Origin of the sequence: Streptomyces sp. TS71-3 (assembly GCF_018327685.1) — a bacterium.
Classification (GTDB): domain Bacteria; phylum Actinomycetota; class Actinomycetes; order Streptomycetales; family Streptomycetaceae; genus Streptomyces.
In genome coordinates this window covers 794,720-813,521 of record NZ_BNEL01000003.1, presented here as the reverse complement: position 1 = coordinate 813,521, position 18,802 = coordinate 794,720, and the positions used below count along the sequence as shown (strand labels likewise).

General features: G+C 72.5%; 13 protein-coding genes, 1 tRNA gene and 1 pseudogene. 6 read left to right on the top strand and 9 right to left on the bottom strand.

Annotation, left to right across the window (positions count from 1 at the left end; all coding sequences use genetic code 11):
* Positions 1–218: 218 nt before the first annotated feature.
* A complete protein-coding gene (locus Sm713_RS27875) occupies positions 219–1,748 on the bottom strand; it encodes a PP2C family protein-serine/threonine phosphatase (protein WP_212914889.1) in 1,530 nt (509 codons plus the stop codon).
* A gap of 628 nt (positions 1,749–2,376) precedes the next feature.
* On the opposite strand from Sm713_RS27875, the gene Sm713_RS27870 reads away from it, so the two are divergent.
* Positions 2,377–3,156, top strand: a complete 780-nt coding sequence (locus Sm713_RS27870; protein ID WP_212912791.1) for a bifunctional DNA primase/polymerase — start codon at positions 2,377–2,379, stop codon at positions 3,154–3,156.
* A gap of 1,070 nt (positions 3,157–4,226) precedes the next feature.
* Here Sm713_RS27870 and Sm713_RS27865 read toward each other — a convergent pair.
* The 3 genes and pseudogenes from Sm713_RS27865 to Sm713_RS40755 form a co-directional block, all read right to left on the bottom strand.
* Positions 4,227–5,201, bottom strand: a complete 975-nt coding sequence (locus Sm713_RS27865) for a DUF5926 family protein (protein WP_212912790.1) — start codon at positions 5,199–5,201, stop codon at positions 4,227–4,229.
* Between the two features lie 764 nt (positions 5,202–5,965).
* Positions 5,966–6,529 (bottom strand): annotated as a pseudogene (locus Sm713_RS40760) (ATP-binding protein); the annotation flags it as partial.
* A 53-nt stretch (positions 6,530–6,582) separates the two neighbouring features.
* The gene (locus Sm713_RS40755; protein WP_249416736.1) at positions 6,583–7,590 is read right to left on the bottom strand and encodes a glycerophosphodiester phosphodiesterase family protein; all 1,008 of its coding nucleotides are present in this window, start codon (positions 7,588–7,590) and stop codon (positions 6,583–6,585) included.
* A 573-nt stretch (positions 7,591–8,163) separates the two neighbouring features.
* Between Sm713_RS40755 and Sm713_RS27845 the strand changes: the two genes are divergently transcribed.
* Positions 8,164–9,651, top strand: a complete 1,488-nt coding sequence (locus Sm713_RS27845) for a S1C family serine protease (protein ID WP_374196079.1) — start codon at positions 8,164–8,166, stop codon at positions 9,649–9,651.
* A gap of 91 nt (positions 9,652–9,742) precedes the next feature.
* Here Sm713_RS27845 and Sm713_RS27840 read toward each other — a convergent pair whose 3' ends face one another.
* From Sm713_RS27840 to Sm713_RS27830, 3 genes are read right to left on the bottom strand one after another with little or no spacing between them, the layout of a single operon-like run.
* Positions 9,743–10,345 (bottom strand): cysteine hydrolase family protein, encoded by a 603-nt coding sequence (locus tag Sm713_RS27840; RefSeq protein WP_283249826.1) that lies wholly within the window; start codon positions 10,343–10,345, stop codon positions 9,743–9,745.
* Entirely contained in the window at positions 10,342–11,940 is a 1,599-nt protein-coding gene (locus tag Sm713_RS27835) for an MFS transporter (RefSeq protein ID WP_249416734.1), read from the bottom strand. The genes Sm713_RS27840 and Sm713_RS27835 overlap by 4 nt, the downstream gene beginning before the upstream one ends.
* A 20-nt stretch (positions 11,941–11,960) precedes the next feature.
* Positions 11,961–12,449, bottom strand: a complete 489-nt coding sequence (locus Sm713_RS27830) for a MarR family winged helix-turn-helix transcriptional regulator (protein ID WP_212912788.1) — start codon at positions 12,447–12,449, stop codon at positions 11,961–11,963.
* Positions 12,450–12,702: 253 nt separating this feature from the next.
* Here Sm713_RS27830 and Sm713_RS27825 point away from each other — a divergent pair.
* Together Sm713_RS27825 and Sm713_RS27820 are read left to right on the top strand one after the other, a co-directional pair.
* A tRNA-Ser gene (locus Sm713_RS27825) sits at positions 12,703–12,789 on the top strand.
* A gap of 295 nt (positions 12,790–13,084) precedes the next feature.
* Positions 13,085–13,420 carry a hypothetical protein gene (locus tag Sm713_RS27820; protein ID WP_212912787.1) on the top strand — a complete coding sequence of 112 codons (336 nt, stop codon included), beginning with the start codon at positions 13,085–13,087 and terminating at the stop codon, positions 13,418–13,420.
* Between the two features lie 150 nt (positions 13,421–13,570).
* On the opposite strand, the gene Sm713_RS27815 is transcribed toward Sm713_RS27820, so the two are convergent.
* Both Sm713_RS27815 and Sm713_RS27810 read right to left on the bottom strand, forming a co-directional pair.
* Positions 13,571–14,002, bottom strand: coding sequence for a pyridoxamine 5'-phosphate oxidase family protein (locus tag Sm713_RS27815; protein ID WP_212912786.1), 432 nt, complete (start codon positions 14,000–14,002; stop codon positions 13,571–13,573).
* A gap of 257 nt (positions 14,003–14,259) precedes the next feature.
* The gene (locus tag Sm713_RS27810) at positions 14,260–15,153 is read right to left on the bottom strand and encodes a bifunctional DNA primase/polymerase (protein WP_212912785.1); all 894 of its coding nucleotides are present in this window, start codon (positions 15,151–15,153) and stop codon (positions 14,260–14,262) included.
* A 1,031-nt stretch (positions 15,154–16,184) separates the two neighbouring features.
* Between Sm713_RS27810 and Sm713_RS27805 the strand changes: the two genes are divergently transcribed.
* Together Sm713_RS27805 and Sm713_RS27800 are read left to right on the top strand one after the other, a co-directional pair.
* Positions 16,185–16,865 (top strand): SigE family RNA polymerase sigma factor, encoded by a 681-nt coding sequence (locus Sm713_RS27805; protein ID WP_249416733.1) that lies wholly within the window; start codon positions 16,185–16,187, stop codon positions 16,863–16,865.
* Between the two features lie 210 nt (positions 16,866–17,075).
* Positions 17,076–18,743, top strand: coding sequence for a long-chain fatty acid--CoA ligase (locus Sm713_RS27800; RefSeq protein WP_212912784.1), 1,668 nt, complete (start codon positions 17,076–17,078; stop codon positions 18,741–18,743).
* Positions 18,744–18,802 lie beyond the last annotated feature (59 nt).

Below are 18,802 nucleotides of genomic sequence, written 5' to 3'. Positions count from 1 at the left end.
CGCAGCGTCCGGCGCCGGGCCTACGGAACCATCCGGACGACAGAGGGGCGCCGGACCGAGCACGTACATCCCCCCGGGGCCCCGCCCCACAACGAAACAGAAGGCGCTCGCGCCGAATGCGAATGCGGCCTCAACGATCCCGAGGCCGCAGCAACCAACCCCGGTGGACGCCCGCGGCTGACCACCAGACACACCAGCCGCCCCGCCCCCGCCCCGCCTCACCCGAAGCAGGCCGCCAGCAGCACCACGTCCGCGTCGGCATCCTCCCCCGCACGGGACCCCCCACCCCGCCCGACCGCCCCCTTCGCGGCATCCACCGCGTCGGCGCCACCCGCGGACCCCCCGGAACCGCCTGCGTCCCCCGGTCCCCCCGACCCCCCGCCCACCATGCACCCCAGCACATGATCGGCCACGGCCCCGGGATCCCCCCGCACCCCGGCCGGCACGCTCGCCCCGGCCGCGTGCAGCCGCGCGAACGCGCGGTCCATCGGCTCCCCCGTCCGCCGCAGCAACCCGTCCGTGCACAGGAGCACCGTTTCTCCTGGCGCGGGCGACAGCTCCACGCTCGGCGCCTCCCAGCACGAGAGCATCCCGAGCGGCGCGGACAGCGACGTCTCCACGAACTCCGTCCGGTGCGCCCCGACGATCAGCGGCGGCGTGTGCCCGGCCCCGGCGAACGTGATCTTCCGCATCGCGGGCTCGCAGTAGGCGAAGAGCGCGGTGGCGGCGCGTGCCGGCTCGGTCAGCCGCATCAGCAGTTCGAGGTCGGACAGCACGGCGACCGGGTCCTCGCCCTCCATCAGCGCGTACGCCCGCAGGGACGCCCGCAGCCGCCCCATCGCGGCGACCACCGCGGGGCCCGAGCCCGTGACGGATCCCACGGCGAGCCCGAGGGCGTCCTCGGGCAGCGGCAGCGCGTCGTACCAGTCGCCGCCGCCGCGCCGCCCGGTGCGGTGCCGCACGGCCAGCCGCACCCCTGGCACGCGGGGCAGCCGGGTGGGCAGCAGTTCCTGGGCGAGGGTGGTGAGCGCGGAGCGCGCGCGCTCCAGTTCGAGGAGCCGCCCCAGGTGCTCGGTGGCGTGCCGGGCGTAGAGGCCGATCAGGTGGCGCCGGCGCTCGGTCGGCTCGGCGGGCTCGTCGTAGAGCCAGACCACCGCGCCGAGCCGGCCCGCCGCCGTGGTGCTGAGCGGGAGCGCGTAGCTGGCCGCGCAGCCGAGCCGGGCACTGACCTCGCGGTGCCGGGGGTCGAGGCCGTCCTCGGCCGGCAGGTCCGCGTGCACGATCTCCCGCTCGCCGCCGGGCAGTCCGGCGGGCGTGTCGAGCAGCCGCCCGTGGGAGGTGGCCGCGCGGGGCACCGTCTCCAGGTGGCCGAGATCGGCGCGGGAGAGGCCGAAACCGAGCGTGGTGTCGGGGCCGAGACCGTCGGAGGGTTCGAGGACCACCAGTCCGCGCCGGGCGCCCACGAGAGCCGCGCCGGCGCGCAGTAGTTCGTGCAGCGCATCCTGGAGGCGCGTGGTGCGGGTGAGGCGCTCGGTGAGCTCGTGGAGCGTGGTGAGGTCGGAGACCCAGCCCGCCAGCCGGTCCTGGAACACCGCAGCGGGAGCGGACGCTCCGCCGGGGTGGCCGCCGGGGGGCGTGGATGAGCCGGATGCGGCGGCCGCGGGGCCGCTCGGAGGCGTGACAGTGTGTGCGGGTGACGGGACCGTGGAGTCGATTCCGGCCACTTTCGGAAGATGCGGAGCGCTCATGGTGCCCAGCTCTCCGGCCGGTGCGTACTCCACAAAAGCATGACAAACCCCCTGTCATCCCACGTCTTCCCGTGAGTTTCAGCGTCCTTGGGTGTCTCTCCGCGCCGTTGGCCCTGGCTGGCAATGGCTCCACATCTACACGCAGAGATACACAGATGTCCAGCATTGTCCTATTCGCTTTTATGGTGTCCGCGGTCGGGTGGTCACGCAGCGAACTTGGCTGAAAAACGCCGCAAGGAACGGCATATTGCGGTCGACTGGTTTCGTTCAACGGAGCGTCACAACGGCCGCTGTGGGTAACGTAATCGGTGATGGCCAGGGTGAGCGGGATCGCGTGATCCCGGAACCTGGCGGCGGACCCGGGCGTCATTACCACCGACGGTCGTGCTTCTATCCACCGTGACGGGACGGCGAGAGTCCTGTGTGAAGGACGCATCGCCGGGCACCGTCACCCCACGCCATGCCCATGCTCTGAGCAGCGCAGTAGGGCCGACAGCCCGTGCTCGGCCCAGGGGTTCTCCCCCTGTCTCCGCAGGGGTGTGACGCGCCAGCACGTACGCGTAGTGAAGTGATCGACACATGGTGTGATGTGGTCCTCGGCGTTCAACGTGGAAAGGAACGAGCGCTCATGCGCGAGATCCTCGGAAGGCGACGCAGGCTCCTGTCCAGGTGGACCTTCGGACGGAAGAACGGCAAGGGGAGCGGGGAGGAGCGCGGCCCCGCCAGTGGCGCACGCACCGGTACGGCAAGCAGAGCCGAGGGCTCCCGGACCGGCGGCAGGAAGAACCGCCCCGACACGATCGGGGCGGCGCTGACGTTCGCGACGGAGTGGCACTGGCCCGTCCTGCCCGGGGTCGGCCTCCAGTCCCACCGCGGCACCCGCGGCACCCGCTGCGCGTGCCCCGACCCGGAGTGCGTGGTGCCCGGCGCGCACCCCTTCGACCCCGGTCTGCTGGCCGCCACGACGGACGAGCGCATGGTCCGCTGGTGGTGGAGCAACCGCCCGGCGGCCCCGATCGTGATGGCCACCGGAGGCAGCGCCCCGTGCGCCGTCAGCCTGCCCGCCGTCGCGGCGGCGCGCGCGCTGGCCGCACTGGACCGGCAGGACATCCGGCTGGGCCCGGTGGTCGCCACGCCGACGCGGTGGGCGATCCTCGTCGCCCCCTACTCGATGGAGCAGCTCGGCGACCTGCTCTACGCCAAGGACTTCGTCCCCGGCTCGCTCCGCTTCCACGGCACGGGCGGCTACCTGGCCCTCCCGCCGTCCCTCACGGGCCAGGGCCGGGTCCGCTGGGAGCGCGCGCCCCTGCCCGGCTCGGCCGCCCCCTGGGTGCCTGACGTCGAGGCCGTGGTGGACGCGGTGGTCGACGCGCTGACGCACCGCGGAGTGAGCGCACCGGAGATGTGACCGGCGATCCGGCCGGAGCTTCGGCCGGGGATCCGGAGATGTGACCGGAGATCCGGAGATGAAGCCGGAGAGGTAGTCCGAGAGGCAAGGCGCGTACCGGAGGAGCATGGGGTGCTCCTCCGGGGTTCGGCCGTTGCGGGCGAGACGCCGAGAGGTGAGACGTCTAGAGGCGAGACGTCTAGAGGCGAGGCGCCGCTGGCAAGGCGCCCCGCGGGCAAGTCGGTTCCGGATCCGTGGACGGAGGGTTTCGGCCGTCCGTGGGCCCGGTTTCCGTTCCCGAGCGGGTGGCCCGCCGCCTCGACGCGATGAGGCCGCTCGCTCCCACGCGATCAGGCCGCCGGCCCGACGTGATGAGGCCGCCGGCTCCAGGCGGTTGGGGCGCCGGTTCCGCGCAGATGCGGTGCCGTCTCCCCGCGGGTGCCGTGCCGGTGCTCCACGAGGTTGGGATTCCGGTTGTCGCGGGCCCGTACGGAGCAGCGACCCGCCAAACGGGTCCGGGGAGCAACCCGCCCAAGGCGCCCGCGGAATCAAGCGACACGCCCGAACGATTCTGCGTCCAGACGACCCGCCGTGAGCGAACTCCGCGCGCAGGGACCCTTCCCGGCCAACCCCTCCCCGTCACCGTCCCCCTGCCACTGACCTGCCCCGGCTTCGGGCAAGCTGACCGACCAGTCAGCCGCAGGGTTGGGGAAACAGCGGGTGACTCCTGTCACAACTCCCCATCCGTGCAGGTAAATCGCCGTGCGAATGGCCGAGATCGAATTTGCTAACCGCCGATCTCTTGTTACCGTTCATACAGCCCGGTTGCTGGTGCATCCCCCGTCGCCAGCAACCGGGCGTCTGCATGCCGGGCCCCCGACCGTCACGCAGCGCCACACGCGCAGCGTCCGCGGCCCGCGCCACATACGAGGACGGCCGGCACCCACCGGGTGCCGGCCGTCCTCGTATGTGTGCGCCGTTCGGCGTACTGACCGCTCCCGGCCCCTCCCGCCGCCCGGGTGGTCGTGTCCCGGTGCGGGTGGCCCGGCCCGGCCGCCGCGTACGAAGGGCGGGGCCGGGGAGCCGGGACCTCAGCTCAGCGTGACCTGGCGGTTGGTGAGGCCGCCCCGTGCGCGGCGCTCCTCCGGGGTCAGCGGGGCGTCCGAGGCGAGAGCGGTCGCGAGCCGCTCCGCGAACTCGGCCGCGGGCTTCTCGGTGTCCTGCGCGGACATCCCGCTCGGCAGGTCCCAGACGGGCACGATGAGGCCGTGCGCCCGGAACGAGCCGACCAGCCGGGTGTTCTCGCCCAGCGACGACGCCTCCGCCGCGTGCAGCCGCGCGAGCGCGTCGAGGAGCTGCTCCTCGGGGTGCGGCATCACCCAGCGCAGATGGTTCTTCTCCGGGGTCTCGCACCAGTACGCCGACGGGACGCCCGACAGCTTTGCGGTCGGGATCGCCGCGGCGTTCGCACGCTCCAGTGAGGCGGCGACCTCCGGGGTGGCGTTCTCCGCGTCCGGCACCCAGAACTCGAAGCCCGGGTGGACCACCGGCTCGAAGGCCGCGGCCGGGTCCAGCAGGTCCTGGAGCCGGGGCCCGTCCGGCGGTACCCGCCGGCCCGCGACCGGGGCGCCGGGCTCCGACGCCAGCGCCTGCTGGAGCGTGTCGGCGAGGTCGCGGCTGATGTCGCCGGACGACGTGTCGTTCTGCAGGCCCAGCAGCACCGAGCCGTCGTCGCGGCGCAGCGCGGGCCACGCCATCGGCAGCACCGTCGCCAGCGTGACCGACGGGACGCCCTCCGGCAGGCCCTCCTTCAGCGTGAGCTCCGCCGTCGCGGCCGGCACCAGCTCGCGCAGCGCCACCCAGTCGCCCTCGCCGGCCAGCCCCTCGAACGGCCGCTGCACCAGCTCGATCGCCGCCTGAGCCGCCGCCCGGCCGTGGCACGCCTTGTACCGGCGACCGGAACCACACGGGCAGGGCTCACGCGCGCCGACGACCGGAATGCTTCCGTCCGCGCCCGTGCTCTGCTGCGGGCGCCTGGCCTTGGTCTGAGGGCGCTTCTTCGCCATCGTGGGTGTCTCCCGGGTACGGCTTGTCGTACGGCTCGGTGTACGGCTCGTCTGGTAGGCGGGAGCCTAGCCCTTCGTACCGACAATGCGGGAAATCGCGGCGTCCGGCGGCCGCGGGCTTGGAGCCGGGGGGCGGCTGCGGGTTCCGGGTTGGTGCTCGGCCGCGGGCTCGGTGTGTGGTGCTCGGCCGCGGGCTGCGGGCTGCGGGCCGCCGGCTGCTGGCCGTCGGGTGCGGGTGCGGGGCGGGGTTGCCGTGTCCGGCCATGGGGTTCTGGGTGCCGCGTCCCGGCGTGAGGTTCGGATGCCGTGTCCGGCTGTCGGGTGGCTCGGGTTCCGGTGCCGTGTCCGGGCGTGAGTTCAGCTCCGGGCTCCGGGACCCGCCGGGGTGCCTGACGGCACTGTCAGGCCGGCCGTGCCGTTCGGACCGTGGTGTCCGGCCGTGCTGCCGGGCCGTGTCCGGTCGTGACGTCCGCCAAGGCGGGCGCGGGAAGCCTTACTCGGCTACTCGGCTACTCGCGTACTCGCGCACTCGGCTATTCGGCGTCGTCGAGGGTGTCCGCGAAATCCCGCTCGCCGCGCTGGGCGGACATCGGGCGCGACGGCACGCGGGCGGCCGTGTCGCCGCCGTACCGGTGCGCCGGGCGGTGCCCGTGGGCGACCGGAGCGCTGCCGGTGGTCCTGCGGCCCTGCTTGCCGATCGCGGTGCGGCCGGTGCTCTCCGACCGGGCGGCGCCGTGGCCGCTCTCCTGGCGGGTGGTGCGGCCGGTCACCCGGGCCGCGCCGTCCGGGACGCGGGTGGGGGCCGGGTCGCCGTGCACCAGGACCCATACGGTGACCTCGCCGCGCGGGTCGTCCCGTACGCCCCAGTCGTCGGCGAGGGCGGTGATGATGTTCAGCCCGCGGCCGCCGTGCGCGGTGATCGAGGGCTTGGCCGGCACGGGGCGGGTCGGACCGCCGCCGTCCGTGACCTCGACCGTCAGCCGGCCCGCCGTGTCGACGCGCCACGCCGCCAGCACGTCACCGTCGCCGGCCGGTGCGTCGCCCAGGGGCCTGCCGTGCCGGCAGGCGTTGCTGAGCAGTTCGGAAAGGATGAGTACGGCATCGTCGACGACCGTGTCCGAGACCCCGCTGACGCTTAGCTGATCGCGCATACGACGTCTGGCTTTCCCCACGCCCGCAGGGCCATGGGGTACGGCCATGCTCGACGACGTGGGCACCTCCTGTGCCACCACCAACGCCACCCCCGAGACCTCCTTCGCCCCACGCCACGGAGTGGATGCCCCGGGCCACCCGGCCGGAAACCGGCCAGCGGCCGTACCGTGACGCATTACTCACACCCGAATACGCTGCGAACGCGCCGTTGTACGCCCGGTAACGGCTGTTATGCGCGACCGAGCCGTCGCAGCACCTGTTTCGGACGGTTGGTGATGATGGCGTCCACGCCGAGCGCGACGCACAGATCCACGTCCTCGGGCTCGTCGACCGTCCAGACGTGCACCTGGCGGCCGGCCTCCTTCAGGCGGGCGACGAAGCCCGGGTGGTTGCGGACGATCCGCATCGACGGCCCCGCGATGCCCACCCCGGCGGGCAGCCGGCCCTCGCGGTGGCGGGGGGAGAGGAACTGCATCAGGAAGACGGTGGGCAGCCCCGGGGCACCGTTGTGCACGCGTTGCAGGGACCGGGACGAGAAGCTCATCACGCGCACGGGTGCCCCCGGGATCGCACCCCCGCCCGCGTCCGGCGCACCCACGTCCGCGTCCGGCACGCCCCCACCCGCGTCCGGCGCGCTCCCGCGCACGTCCAGCGCGCTCGTGCCCGTGTCCAGCGCGCCTCCGCCGGCGTTCAGCGCCGTTCCGCCCGCGTTCAGCGCGCTCCCGCCCGCGTCCAGGCCGAAGCGGCGGAGCGTGGCGAGCAGGCGCTCCTCGACCTGGCCCGCCCAGCGGGTCGGGTGCTTGGTCTCGATGGCCAGCCCGATCCTGCGGTCCGCGCCCACCACCAGGGAGAGCAGCCGTTCCAGGGTCAGCACGGAGGTGTCCTCGGGGCGGAACGCGGCGCCGGCGGGGCCGTTCGAGGCGTCCCAGTCGGGACTCTCTTCCCAGCCCGGGGCCTCGGCGCCCGGAGCGCGCCGCTTCCACGAGCCGAAGTCGAGCGCGGCGAGTTCCGAGAGCTCCAGCGCCGAGACGGCTCCCCGCCCGTTGGACGTACGGTTGACGCGCCGGTCGTGTACGCATACCAGGTGACCGTCGGCGGTGAGGCGCACATCACACTCCAGGGCGTCGGCGCCGTCCTCGATGGCCTTTCTGTAGGCGGCCAGTGTGTGTTCTGGGGCGTCCTCGGACGCCCCGCGGTGGGCGACGACCTGGATGGCATGCTGGCGTGCGTCGGTCACCGCGTCATGGTGCCACCCCGACGGGGTAGCCGTGTGCTCGCCTGGGGCACCTCCCGCGCCCTTGGGGCACCGGGGGAGGCCCGCGCCCGGCCGCGTTGAGGATGCGCCGATCGGGCGTGAAGTGTCCGATGTAAAGGATGGCGTCGCACGCACAGCGTCGGCTTACAGTGCCCTGACGTCCGTTGGGAAAGGCTGACGGCGTACAGAAGGCACCGCTGAACCGCGCCGGGTCGTGCACGCATGCGACCGAGTGCTGTCGACACCTGCAGCCGTGGATTGAGGAGAAGAGCTGTGAGCACCGAGAACGAGGGCGCTGCGGTACCGCCTGCCCCGTCTGCACCCCCCGTGCCGGTGGAGTCTCCCGAGCCGGCGGGTTCGCCTGCGGCGTCCCCCGCTGCGGAAGCCCCTTCCGGTCCGTCTGGTCCTTCCGGTCCGGCCGGGGAGCAACCTCCCGCCGCCCAGGTCGCGTCCGGCGAACGGCCGGCCGCCGGCCAGGAGCCCTCCGACGCGGTCCCGGAACGTCCCGCCCAGAGCCCCCCGCCCCCGGCTCCCGACGCCCGGCAGACGGCCACGATGCCCACGTACCCGCCGCCGGCCGCGCCCCCCCAGGGCGCCGGCGCGCCCGCTCCGGGCCAGGGGTACGCCTCCGGCCAGCAGGGTCCTCAGGGCCACCAGGGTCCCCAGGGCCAGCCGGCCCCCGGTCACCCCGGCCAGTACCAGGCCCCCGGCCAGCCGGGCGTGGCCTCGTCGCCGGTCTCGGGCGAGTGGCCGCCCCCGCCGCCCGCCACCTCCGCGTACGGGAACGCCACCGCCCCCGGCTACGGGAACCCGGCCACCCCGCCGTACGCGGACTCGGGCAACGCCTCGTACGGGGATTCCGGTGGCGGCGCGGGATGGGGTTCCTCCTACCAGCCGCAACCGAAGCCCGGGCGGCGCGGTGGCGGTCTCGTCGCGGCCGTGCTGGTCGCCGCGCTGGTCGCGGGCGGTATCGGCGGCGGCATCGGGTACTGGGCCGCCGAGCACAGCGACAACTCCACGGACTCCACCACCGTCTCCGCCTCCGGCCCCTCGGACGTCAAGCGCGCGCCGAACTCGGTGGCGGGCATCGCGTCACGGGCGCTGCCGAGCGTCGTCACCATCGACGCGCAGAGCGGCAACGGCGACGGAGGCACCGGCACGGGCTTCGTCTACGACAAGCAGGGCCACATCCTCACCAACAACCACGTGGTGGCGGCCGCGGCCGGCGGCGGCAAGCTCTCGGCGACCTTCTCCAACGGCAAGAAGTACACGGCCGAGGTGGTGGGCCGCGCGCAGGGCTACGACGTCGCGGTCATCAAGCTGAAGAACGCCCCGTCCGACCTGAAGCCGCTGGCCCTCGGCGACTCCGACAAGGTGGCGGTCGGCGACGACACCATCGCCATCGGCGCGCCGTTCGGCCTGTCCAACACGGTCACCACGGGCATCCTCAGCGCCAAGGACCGCCCCGTCACCACGAGCGAGAGCGGAAACTCCAACGACGCGTCGTACATGAGCGCGCTGCAGACCGACGCCTCGATCAACCCGGGCAACTCCGGCGGCCCGCTGCTGGACGCGCGCGGCGCGGTGATCGGCATCAACTCCGCCATCAAGCCGTCCAGCGACAGCGGCATCGGCGGCAGCGGCCAGGGCGGCTCGATCGGCCTCGGCTTCGCCATCCCGATCAACCAGGCCAAGAACGTCGCCAAGCAGCTCATCAAGACGGGCCAGCCGGTCTACCCGGTGATCGGCGCGTCCGTCGCCATGGGCGACCAGTCCCAGGGCGACGGCGCGGTCCTCTCCGACCAGGGCCCGGACGGCTCGCAGCCCATCACCCCCGGCGGCCCGGCCGCCAAGGCGGGCCTCAAGCCCGGCGACGTCATCACCCGCTTCGACGACGTGGTGATCGACAGCGGCCCGACGCTGATCGGCGAGATCTGGAACCACCAGCCCGGCGACTCCGTCAAGGTCACCTACAAGCGCGGCGGCCAGGAGCACACGGTGAGCCTGACGCTGGGGGAGCGCAAGGGGGACAGCTCCAGCTGAGCGGAGCGGCCCGGAGGGCCGTTGAGCAGACACGGGAGAGGGACCGCCGGTTGGTTCGGCGGCCCCTCTCCCGTGGTGTGGGCGGGTGTCGTCAGGCGGACCGCAGAGACCCGCGGAGCCCGGCGGTGTCGATGACGTGGGCCCGTGACGGGAACACCTTCTCGACCAGCACCCGGTGCACCTCGGCGTCGGGGTCGGCGACGCCGTCGGACAGCACGTAGAGGCGGTAGTCGCGGTCGGCGGCGTCGATGACGGTGGACAGGACGACGCCGCTGGTGCTGATCCCGGCGAGCACGAGGGTGTCGATGCCGCGGGCGCCGAGCTGCTCGTGGAGGTCGGTGGTCGAGATCGACCCGAAGCGGATCTTGCGCACGACGATGTCGCCGTCCTCGGGTGCGATCCGCTCGTCGATCCGGGTGACGGCCTCCTCGTGGTGCATCATCTTCGACGCGGCGACCCCGCTGAACGTCTTGTTGGTCTCGGGGATCGCCGCCCACTCGTCCTCGGTGAAGGCGACGCGGACGTAGCCGACGGTGCCGCCGGCGGCACGGACGTCCGCGATGGCGCCCTTGACCCGCTCGACCAGCGCGTCGGCGTCGGGGGCGAGGGGGACGATCCCGTTCTGGAAGTCCATCACCAGCAGGGCGGTCCGCTCGGGGGCGATCAAGGGGAGGGAGGGGGTGCTCGTGCTCAAGAGGGGCTCTCCTTGGGAGGGTTCTCGGGGTGTTCCGGATTGTCCGGGTGTTCCCGGTGTTCCTGGTGTTCCCGGTGTTCCGGAGGTTTCGGGCGTTCCGGGGGTTCCGGGGGTTCGGTGGTCATGGGGTGGCCGGGGTTGCCGGGGCTGACGGGGGCGTGGCTCCCCCCCCCGTGGCCATTACGACTGCCGTCACGGCGCATCAGACGGCCGTCGAAGAGGGTGAGCAGGAGGACCGCGATACCGGCGGCGACCAGCACGAGTCCGAGGGAGTGCAGGCCGTGGTCGCTCGCCCCGTCGCGGAAGACGACGCCGCCGATCACGGCGGACGTGATGGTTCCGAGGTATCCGAACGTCCTGAACAGCCCGGAGGCGGTGCCGATCTGGTCGGCGGGTGCCGCGAGGTAGAGGGCGGTCTGGTTCCCGACGGTGGTGGTGGCGGAGGTGACGCCGAAGACGAGGGACACCAGCACGAGCAGGATCACGGGGCTGTGCGAGGTGAGCAGCACGATGCCGGCGGAGCCGAGCAGCATGGTCACCCCCGAGGCGACCAGCGGCCCGCGCACGAGGTTGCGGCTGGCGAGCGGCCGGGAGAGCAGTGCGGAGACGGCGCCCATCGGCAGCAGCAGGAGCCCGGCCGCCACGGTGGACATCCCCTGGGCGGCCTCCATCCACTGGGTCATGCCGTACATCACGGAGTAGACGCCGAGCAGGGTGAGCGCCTGGCGCAGGTAGGTGCGGGTGAGGGCGCCGTTGGCGGCGAGAGCGCGGAAGTCGAAGAACGGGGCGGTCCGCCGAAGCTCCCACACGACCGTCGGAGCGCCGACCAGCACGAAGAGGGCGAGTGCGACCCACTGGGCGTGCGGCAGGCCCATCAGGAAGATGACGAGCGCGCTCATCGAGGCGGCGAAGCCGAGGATGCCGGGCAGGTCGATCCGGTCGGCGACCTGGCGGAAACCGTGGTGACCGCGGTCGGGCCGGGGGTCTCGGGGCAGCCAGCGGGCGGCCATCGCGAGGGCGATCGCGGTGACCGGGATGTTGATCAGGAAGGCCCACCGCCAGCCGGCGGCACCCACCAGCAGTCCGCCGAGCGGAGGTCCGACGGCGGCGGTGGCCATGCCGGCGACCGCGATGCCGCCGAGCACCCCGCCGGGCGGGGCGTCGAGGCCGACGTCCGCGGCACGGCGCCGTATCAGCACCATCGCGCAGGGGAAGCCGGCGGAGGTGCCGATGCCGACCAGGACCCGGGCGACGGTCAGCATCGCCAGGTTCTGGCCGAGGCCGCCGACCACGCCGCCGAGCAGCACGAGGACGATGCCGGCGAGGAAGATCCGGCGCGCGCCGAGCACCTCGGCCAGCTTGCCCGCGGTGGGTTGCGCGACGGCGCTGGCCAGATAGAGGGAGGAGACGAGTACGGCGGTGCTGCCCACGGAGACGTGCAGCTCGGCGGCGATGGGCACCAGGGCGGTGGCGATGATGGAGCTGTTGATCGGGTTGAGACTGGAGCCGACGTAGAGCGGTGTGGTGAACGTCCACGCGAAGGGCGTGCCCGAGCGACGGCGCGCCGCAGCACCGCCTTCGGCGGCGGCTCTCATATGGCGCCTGATGGCGCCTCTCATATGGAGCCGCCGCTCAGGTCGGCCGCGGCGAGGCGCTCCAGCAACTCGATGGCCCTCACCAGGTCCCCGAACTCCTCCGGGGCGATGACCTGGTCGATCGCCCGCGCAAGGAAGGAGGCACGGCTGGCGAGCAGCCCGTCGACCATGTCGGTCGCGGCGGGATCGGCGCTCACCAGCTTCCTGCGCCCGTCCTGCGGATCGGGCTCACCGTGGACCAGCCCGGCGGCCTTGAGCACCGCGAGGCTCTGCGCGATGGACTGCGGGCTGACGTGCTCCATCGAGGCGAGCCGGGCCGCGGTGACCGGCCCCTCCCGCACGACGCTCGCCAGCACGGCGAGCTGCGTGAGGGTCAGACCGGTCGAGTGCTGCCCCGACTCCGCGCGCAGCCGGGCGCGCAGCCGCTTGATCGCGTCGCTGAGCCGCTGGACGGTGGCGGCGGTCTGCTGCGGGCGCGCCTGCGGCTGCGGACTGGGGTCGGTGTTCATGGTGGGCAGCGTAAAACTGGACAAGTAACTTTGCCAAGTTACTTGTCGAATTTGGGGGTCACCCTTGGCCATCGCTCGCGGTCGGCACGGCTCGAGCCGGGCGCCACGTCACCGGCGTGCACGAAGCGGTGCTCGCGGCGGGGAGGCTGAGCGGACGCCTCCCGACCTGTGGGCCATACCGCGGCCATGCCCCGCCCCGTAGCCGACCCACCCGCTAGGCTGTACCCGCCCCGCCCCAGGTGGGCGAGGGCGGGGAGGCGTGCCCGAGCGGCCGAAGGGAACGGTCTTGAAAACCGTCGTCGTGGCAACACGACCGTGGGTTCAAATCCCACCGCCTCCGCGGTTCTGAGCAGTGCGAACGGCCCCTGACCAGGTAAGACGGTCGGGGGCCGTTGCCATGGGTACCGCCTGCCAGGCGTCGGTGTTCGCCGCGGTTTCCCGCCTCGTCGGGTACGGAAGGGGGATGGGCGGATCTCAGGCCTTCGACTTCCTGACGGCCAGCTCCTCCATTTCGCCAGGTACTGATCCGGGTTTGCGTGCATATGCGGACCGGGTGGTCGATGGTGCTCATGTCACGCCGACCTCAGTGAAAAGGGTCCACAGTCTTGTTCTCCCAGCTCTTTGATGGTGCGCCCGTGGGAGGCATCGTCATTTGGGTCGTCACTTGCGCGATGCTTGCTGTCGCCAGGGTGGTCAAGAACCTCCCGAAGGATTCGTTCAGCAAGTTTTTCGATTACCGGACAAGCAAGTACCGGATCATCGCCAGCGATACAAAGGAACGCGTCGCGACGGTGCAGCGGCAACGTCTGTTGTTTCTCGGCTTTGTCTGCGTGTGTGCAACTGTGGTTGTGCTCGTTCTCGTCAGCGCCGGCCGCAATGCCGAGCCGTCCGCTCCGCCCTCCGTCTCTGCGACCGTAACCCCCTCGCCGTCGGCGCGGTGGCCCGCCCACTCGGCAATCGAAGGCGCCTGACCAGGTTCGCTGGCCAGGCGCCTTCGTGTGTTGCGCCCGTGATGTCCTTGGCCTTCGGAGCTCGCTTTCGAGAGCGGCACGAAGGTCGTGGGTGATTGGGGCGTTCACGATGTGCCGCTTGCCACCCCAGGGCGGCGGTAAGGGAGGCGCTCACCGTGCCGTGCCCCTGAGGAGCCAGCGGCTTGTGGGGATCCTGATGAGCGCGCGTCGTTCGCCAGGGGACTCCTTCTCGGTGATGTCCCACGTGTACTTGTCGTAGAAGGCCGTTCTGATCTCCTGAGGGAAGGCGGGCGGGGCGAGTACCGTCGCCTTTCCCTCCGCCACGACCGGGTGCGTGCCGTCCTCCAGGGCGAGAGTGACCCGCGGGTCCGATGTGATGTTGCGGATCTTCACCGAGCGGGCGTCCACGCCGATCCACCATGTCGGGGCCGGGCCTCCGGGGTCCGTGCAGACGAACCAGACCGGTGTGACGTGGGGCGAGCCGTCGGGGCGGAGGGTGCAGAGCCAGACGTTGCGCTCTTGGGTCAGACGGGCGTGTACGGCGGAGTCCGGCGTTGCCGTGGGGTCTGCGGGTTCTGTCATGTGACGTATCCGAGCAGGGGGAACGGGCGCGCGCATCGGGCTCGGGGTCGTGCGTGCGACCTACGCCCGCGGTCGTAGGGGCGCGCTTCTAAGCGGAGCGCCCCTGGGTGTCGTCTCCCCGGCGGTCGGCTTCCTCAACGCTGGGCCTCTCGGCGTCGGACCCTGGACCCGGCACCTTCGGGCCCCGGCACGGGCACCTTCGGGCACCGGCACCCCTGCACGGGCACCCCGGCACCGGCACACCCGCACCGGAACCCTCACCGCCTCCCCCGCGTAGCCGTCAGCCTCGCCGCCGACGCGATCGTCGTGCGGGCCTCCTGTTCCGTGAGGCCGGTTTCCAGGGCCGCGGCGATCAGGGGGGCCATGAGCGTTTCCGCGAGGCCGTTCTCGTGGGCTCGGCAGGCCGCCCAGAACAGGCGGGTGTTGCGCTGGCCCTCGTGTGAGGCCAGCACGAACTGGACGAGGCCCGCTCCCCGTTGTTCGCCGCGCACCCCCGGGCCTGCCGCCGCGTGGTACGCGCGCGTGGGCGGTGGCAGTAGCAGGCGCAGGAGTGCGGGTGGGCAGGGTGCCGGCTCCAGGTGCCCCGTACCGGGTTCCGCGCTGTAGACCCCGTGCGCCGTGAGCGAACCGGGGCCGACGAGGTAGCCGCCCGCCGCGCGTATGTCGATGCCGGGAGCCAGGCGGCCGACCGAGTTGGGGACCGCCACGTCCGGTGGGCCGCTCAGCCACACGTGCCGGCCGTCGCTGGGCGTGATCACCACCACCGTGGCCGGGATCGTGAACAGGTGGCGCAGCGCCAGCTCGCGAAGCGCCGCCGGCGCGTCCGTGGCCGGCTTGTTGTCCAGGTCGACGCCGATGAGGTGGTGCGGAGCAACACCGCAGGCAATGCCGTAGGCCGTCGCCCTGGGCGCCGCCGCGAAGAGCGCGCGGACCCGGCGCGGGTCGGACGAGGCGTCGTACACGCCGTGCCCGAACTTGCCGCACTCGCCGCGGCAGAGCGTGGGCAGCCGCTCGTCGTGGTGCGGCGATCGCAGGGCCGGCAGCTTGGTACGGGAGAGCGGGAAGACGGCAAGCCCGCGCTCGGCGGCGGTGAGCGCGTGGGCGAGGGCCAGGGCTGCGGGGGGCACGGCATGCCGGTCGGTGGTGGGCATGGCTTCATTTTCGTACGTGCGTTCGATAAAGGGAAGGGGGGCCGGGGGTGCGGGCGGGTGATTCGGCCGGTCGGGTCGAACGGGCGGCTCGAACGGACCGCTCGGACGCCGCGCCCTCCACTCCCCTCCGCTCCCGCTCGCCTCCGCCCTGCGCCTCCGCCCCGCGCCCGCGGAATGTCGAACAACCCCCTGAAGTGGCGGGCGCGGGGAGCGCGGGAGGTTTACGGGGGGCGGGCTCACGCTTGCGAGCGAATCGGGTGGATCGAGGTGGTTGGGCCGCATCCGGTGGGCAACTCTGAACTCGCAACGCCGTGATCACCGCATCCGGTGTGGTGGTCATCCGTTGTCGGCCCGAGGGACGGGGAGTTGGGGAGCGTGCGGAATCCGGGAGTTCCGAGGCGCGGGGAGCCGGTGTGGGGGCCGGTGACCAGAGGTCCGCGGGCAGGCAGGGGCGGGGGAGCGCGACGGAAGCGGAGCGCAAGGGATACGGGGGAGAGGGCTGTCGAGAGAGATGTCGACAGAGATGTCGAGAGGAAGCAGAGGTGGTTGCGGGGAGCGGAGTAGGGGAGTCGTGGGGAACCGTGCGGAGCAGTCCGGCGGTTCAAGGTCATTCAAGGTCACAGGTCATAGGTCATAGGCCTGCGGAGGGCCCCGGGTCCGGTTCGGGTGGCGACCCGTCCCGGGTCATCGGCTCCGCGCAGGGCGCAGGGGAATTCCGAGAGTCGCGTGTTGGGGATGTGTGTCGAGGAGGTGGTGAGCGGGGGTCGTTCATGGGGGTGGTGTGAGGGATCGTGCGGCGGCGCGCTGAGCGTCGCCGCACGATCGCGTTCCGGGGCACGCTCCCGTTCACGCGGGTTGCCGGGCACTCAGGGCCGGTCCTCGGTGGGGTGTCAGGGTCGACCCCCAAGGGGTGTAGTGCCCGCCTCCACCCTCAGGAGGTGGGGGCAGCCCCCCTCCTACAACCTGAGGGGGACAGCTCTTCGGGACCTTCGGCCGATCCGCGAGAACGGGTCCGAATCTAGCGTGGTGCCATGACCGTTCTTCTGGCGCCAGTTCGCACCAGCACCGCTACGACCACGGGGCACGCCCTCGGGAGCACGGAAGCTCCCGCGGCGACCGGGGCCTCCGTGGCCCCCGCGGCGCACCGGGTGCGCCCGGCGCGGACTCCTGCTGTGCGCACGGCGCGCACGGCGCACGAAGCCTATGCGGCGCGGCACACCTACCCCTCGTTCGCCTCCTACGTCCGCGCCCGCGGTCCCGTACTGCTGCGCACCGCCCGGTCGCTGACCTCCAACCCCTCCGACGCCGAGGACCTGTTGCAGACGGCGCTCACGAAGACGTACGTCGCCTGGGACCGCATCGAGGATCACCGCGCCCTGGACGGCTACGTCCGCCGTGCGCTGCTGAACACGCGCACCTCGCAGTGGCGGAAGCGGAAGGTCGACGAGTTCGCCTGTGAGGAACTGCCTGAGCCGGAGAGGGTCCCGGGCGAGGATCCCGCCGAGGGCCAGGCGCTGCGGGATGCCATGTGGCGCGCGATAGTCAAGCTGCCCGCGCGGCAGCGCGCCATGGTGGTGCTCCGCTACTACGAGGACCTGAGCGAGGCCCAGACCGCGGAGGTGCTGGGGGTCTCGGTGGGAACGGTCAAGAGCGCGGTCTCGCGTGCGCTGAGCAAGCTCCGCGAGGACCCCGAGCTGAGCCCGGCCGCCTGAGACTCGGGCGGGCCGTAGACCCGGGCGGGCCGTAGACCGGGCGGGCCATCATGATCGATCATTGCCACGGGTAGTGACATACCGGCCGGTATGCACGGACAATCGCCGCACCCCTACTGCCGCGTAGGCGCCCCGGACGCGGGAGCAGTCGCTCGTGCGTGAACCGGTGGCGTCGCCGGCATGTGTCGCGACGCCGCCCGGGAGGTTGCTGTGCTCAGCACCATGCAGGACGTACCGCTGACCGTCACCCGCATACTCCGGCACGGCACGCTGGTGCACGGTGCGTCCCGGGTCAGCACATGGACGGGTCAAGGCGAGCCGCACCGGCGCAGTTACGCGGAGGTCGGCGCGCGGGCGGCGCAGCTGGCGCACGCACTCCGCGACGAGCTGGGGGTACGCGGCGACGCGCGTGTGGCGACCCTCATGTGGAACGGCGCTGAGCACGTCGAGGTCTACTTCGCCGTCCCCGCCATGGGCGCCGTCCTGCACACCCTGAACCTCCGGCTCCCCGCCGACCAGCTGGTCTGGATCGTCAACCACGCCGCCGACCGCGTCATCGTCGTGAGCGGCTCGCTGCTCCCGCTGCTCGCGCCGCTGCTGCCGAAGATGTCCACGGTCGAGCACGTGGTCGTCTCCGGCCCGGGCGAGACGGCCGTGCTCGACGCCGCCATCGAGCAGGGCCCGGTACGGCCCCGCGTGCACGACTACGAGGAGCTGATCGGGGGCCGGGCCACCGCCTACGACTGGCCCGAGCTGGACGAGCGCCAGGCCGCGGCGATGTGCTACACCTCCGGCACCACCGGCGACCCGAAGGGCGTCGTCTACTCGCACCGTTCCATCTACCTGCACTCCATGCAGGCCAACATGACCGAGTCGATGGCGCTGACGGACAGCGACACCAGCCTGGTGGTGGTGCCGCAGTTCCATGTGAACGCCTGGGGGCTGCCGCACGCCACCTTCATGACCGGCGTCAACATGCTGATGCCGGACCGCTTCCTGCAACCCGGGCCGCTCGCCGAGATGATCGAGACGGAGCGGCCGACGCACGCCGCCGCGGTGCCGTCCATCTGGCACGGGCTGCTGGCCGAGCTGCGGGAGCGGCCGCGGGACGTCAGCTCCCTCAAGACGGTCACCATCGGCGGTTCGGCCTGCCCGCCCGCGCTGATGGCGGCCTTCGACGAGATCGGGGTGAAGCTCTCCCACGCCTGGGGCATGACGGAGACCTCCCCGCTCGGCACGGTCGCGCGGACGCCGGCGCACGCGGCCGGCACCGACGAGGAGTTCGCGTACCGGATCACCCAGGGACGGTTCCCCGCCGGTGTCGAGGCCCGGCTGACCGGTGCCGACGGCAAGCGGCTGCCGTGGGACGGCCGGTCGGCGGGCGAGCTTGAGGTGCGCGGGCCCTGGGTCACCGCCGCGTACTACGGCGGCCAGGACAGCGAGCCCCTGCGGCCCGCGGACAAGTTCAGCGAGGACGGCTGGCTGAAGACCGGCGACGTCGGCACGATCAGCCCCGACGGCTACCTCGTCCTCACGGACCGTGTGAAGGACGTCATCAAGTCCGGCGGCGAGTGGATCTCCTCCGTCGAGCTGGAGAACGCGCTGATGGCGCACCCGGACGTCGCCGAGGCGGCCGTCGTCGCGGTCCCCGACGACAAGTGGGGCGAGCGTCCCCTCGCCACCGTCGTCCTCAAGGAGGGCGCCACCGCCGACTTCACCGCCCTGCGGGAGTTCCTCGCCGACCGGCTGGCGAAGTGGCAGATCCCCGAGCGCTGGACGTTGCTGGAGGCGGTGCCCAAGACCTCCGTCGGCAAGTTCGACAAGAAGGTACTGCGACGGCAGTACGCGGACGGGGAGCTGGACGTCTCGCAGATCTGAGCGCGGGGCCGAGGCTCGTCCGGTGCCGGCACCGGCAAGGCAATCGCACCGGCAAGGCA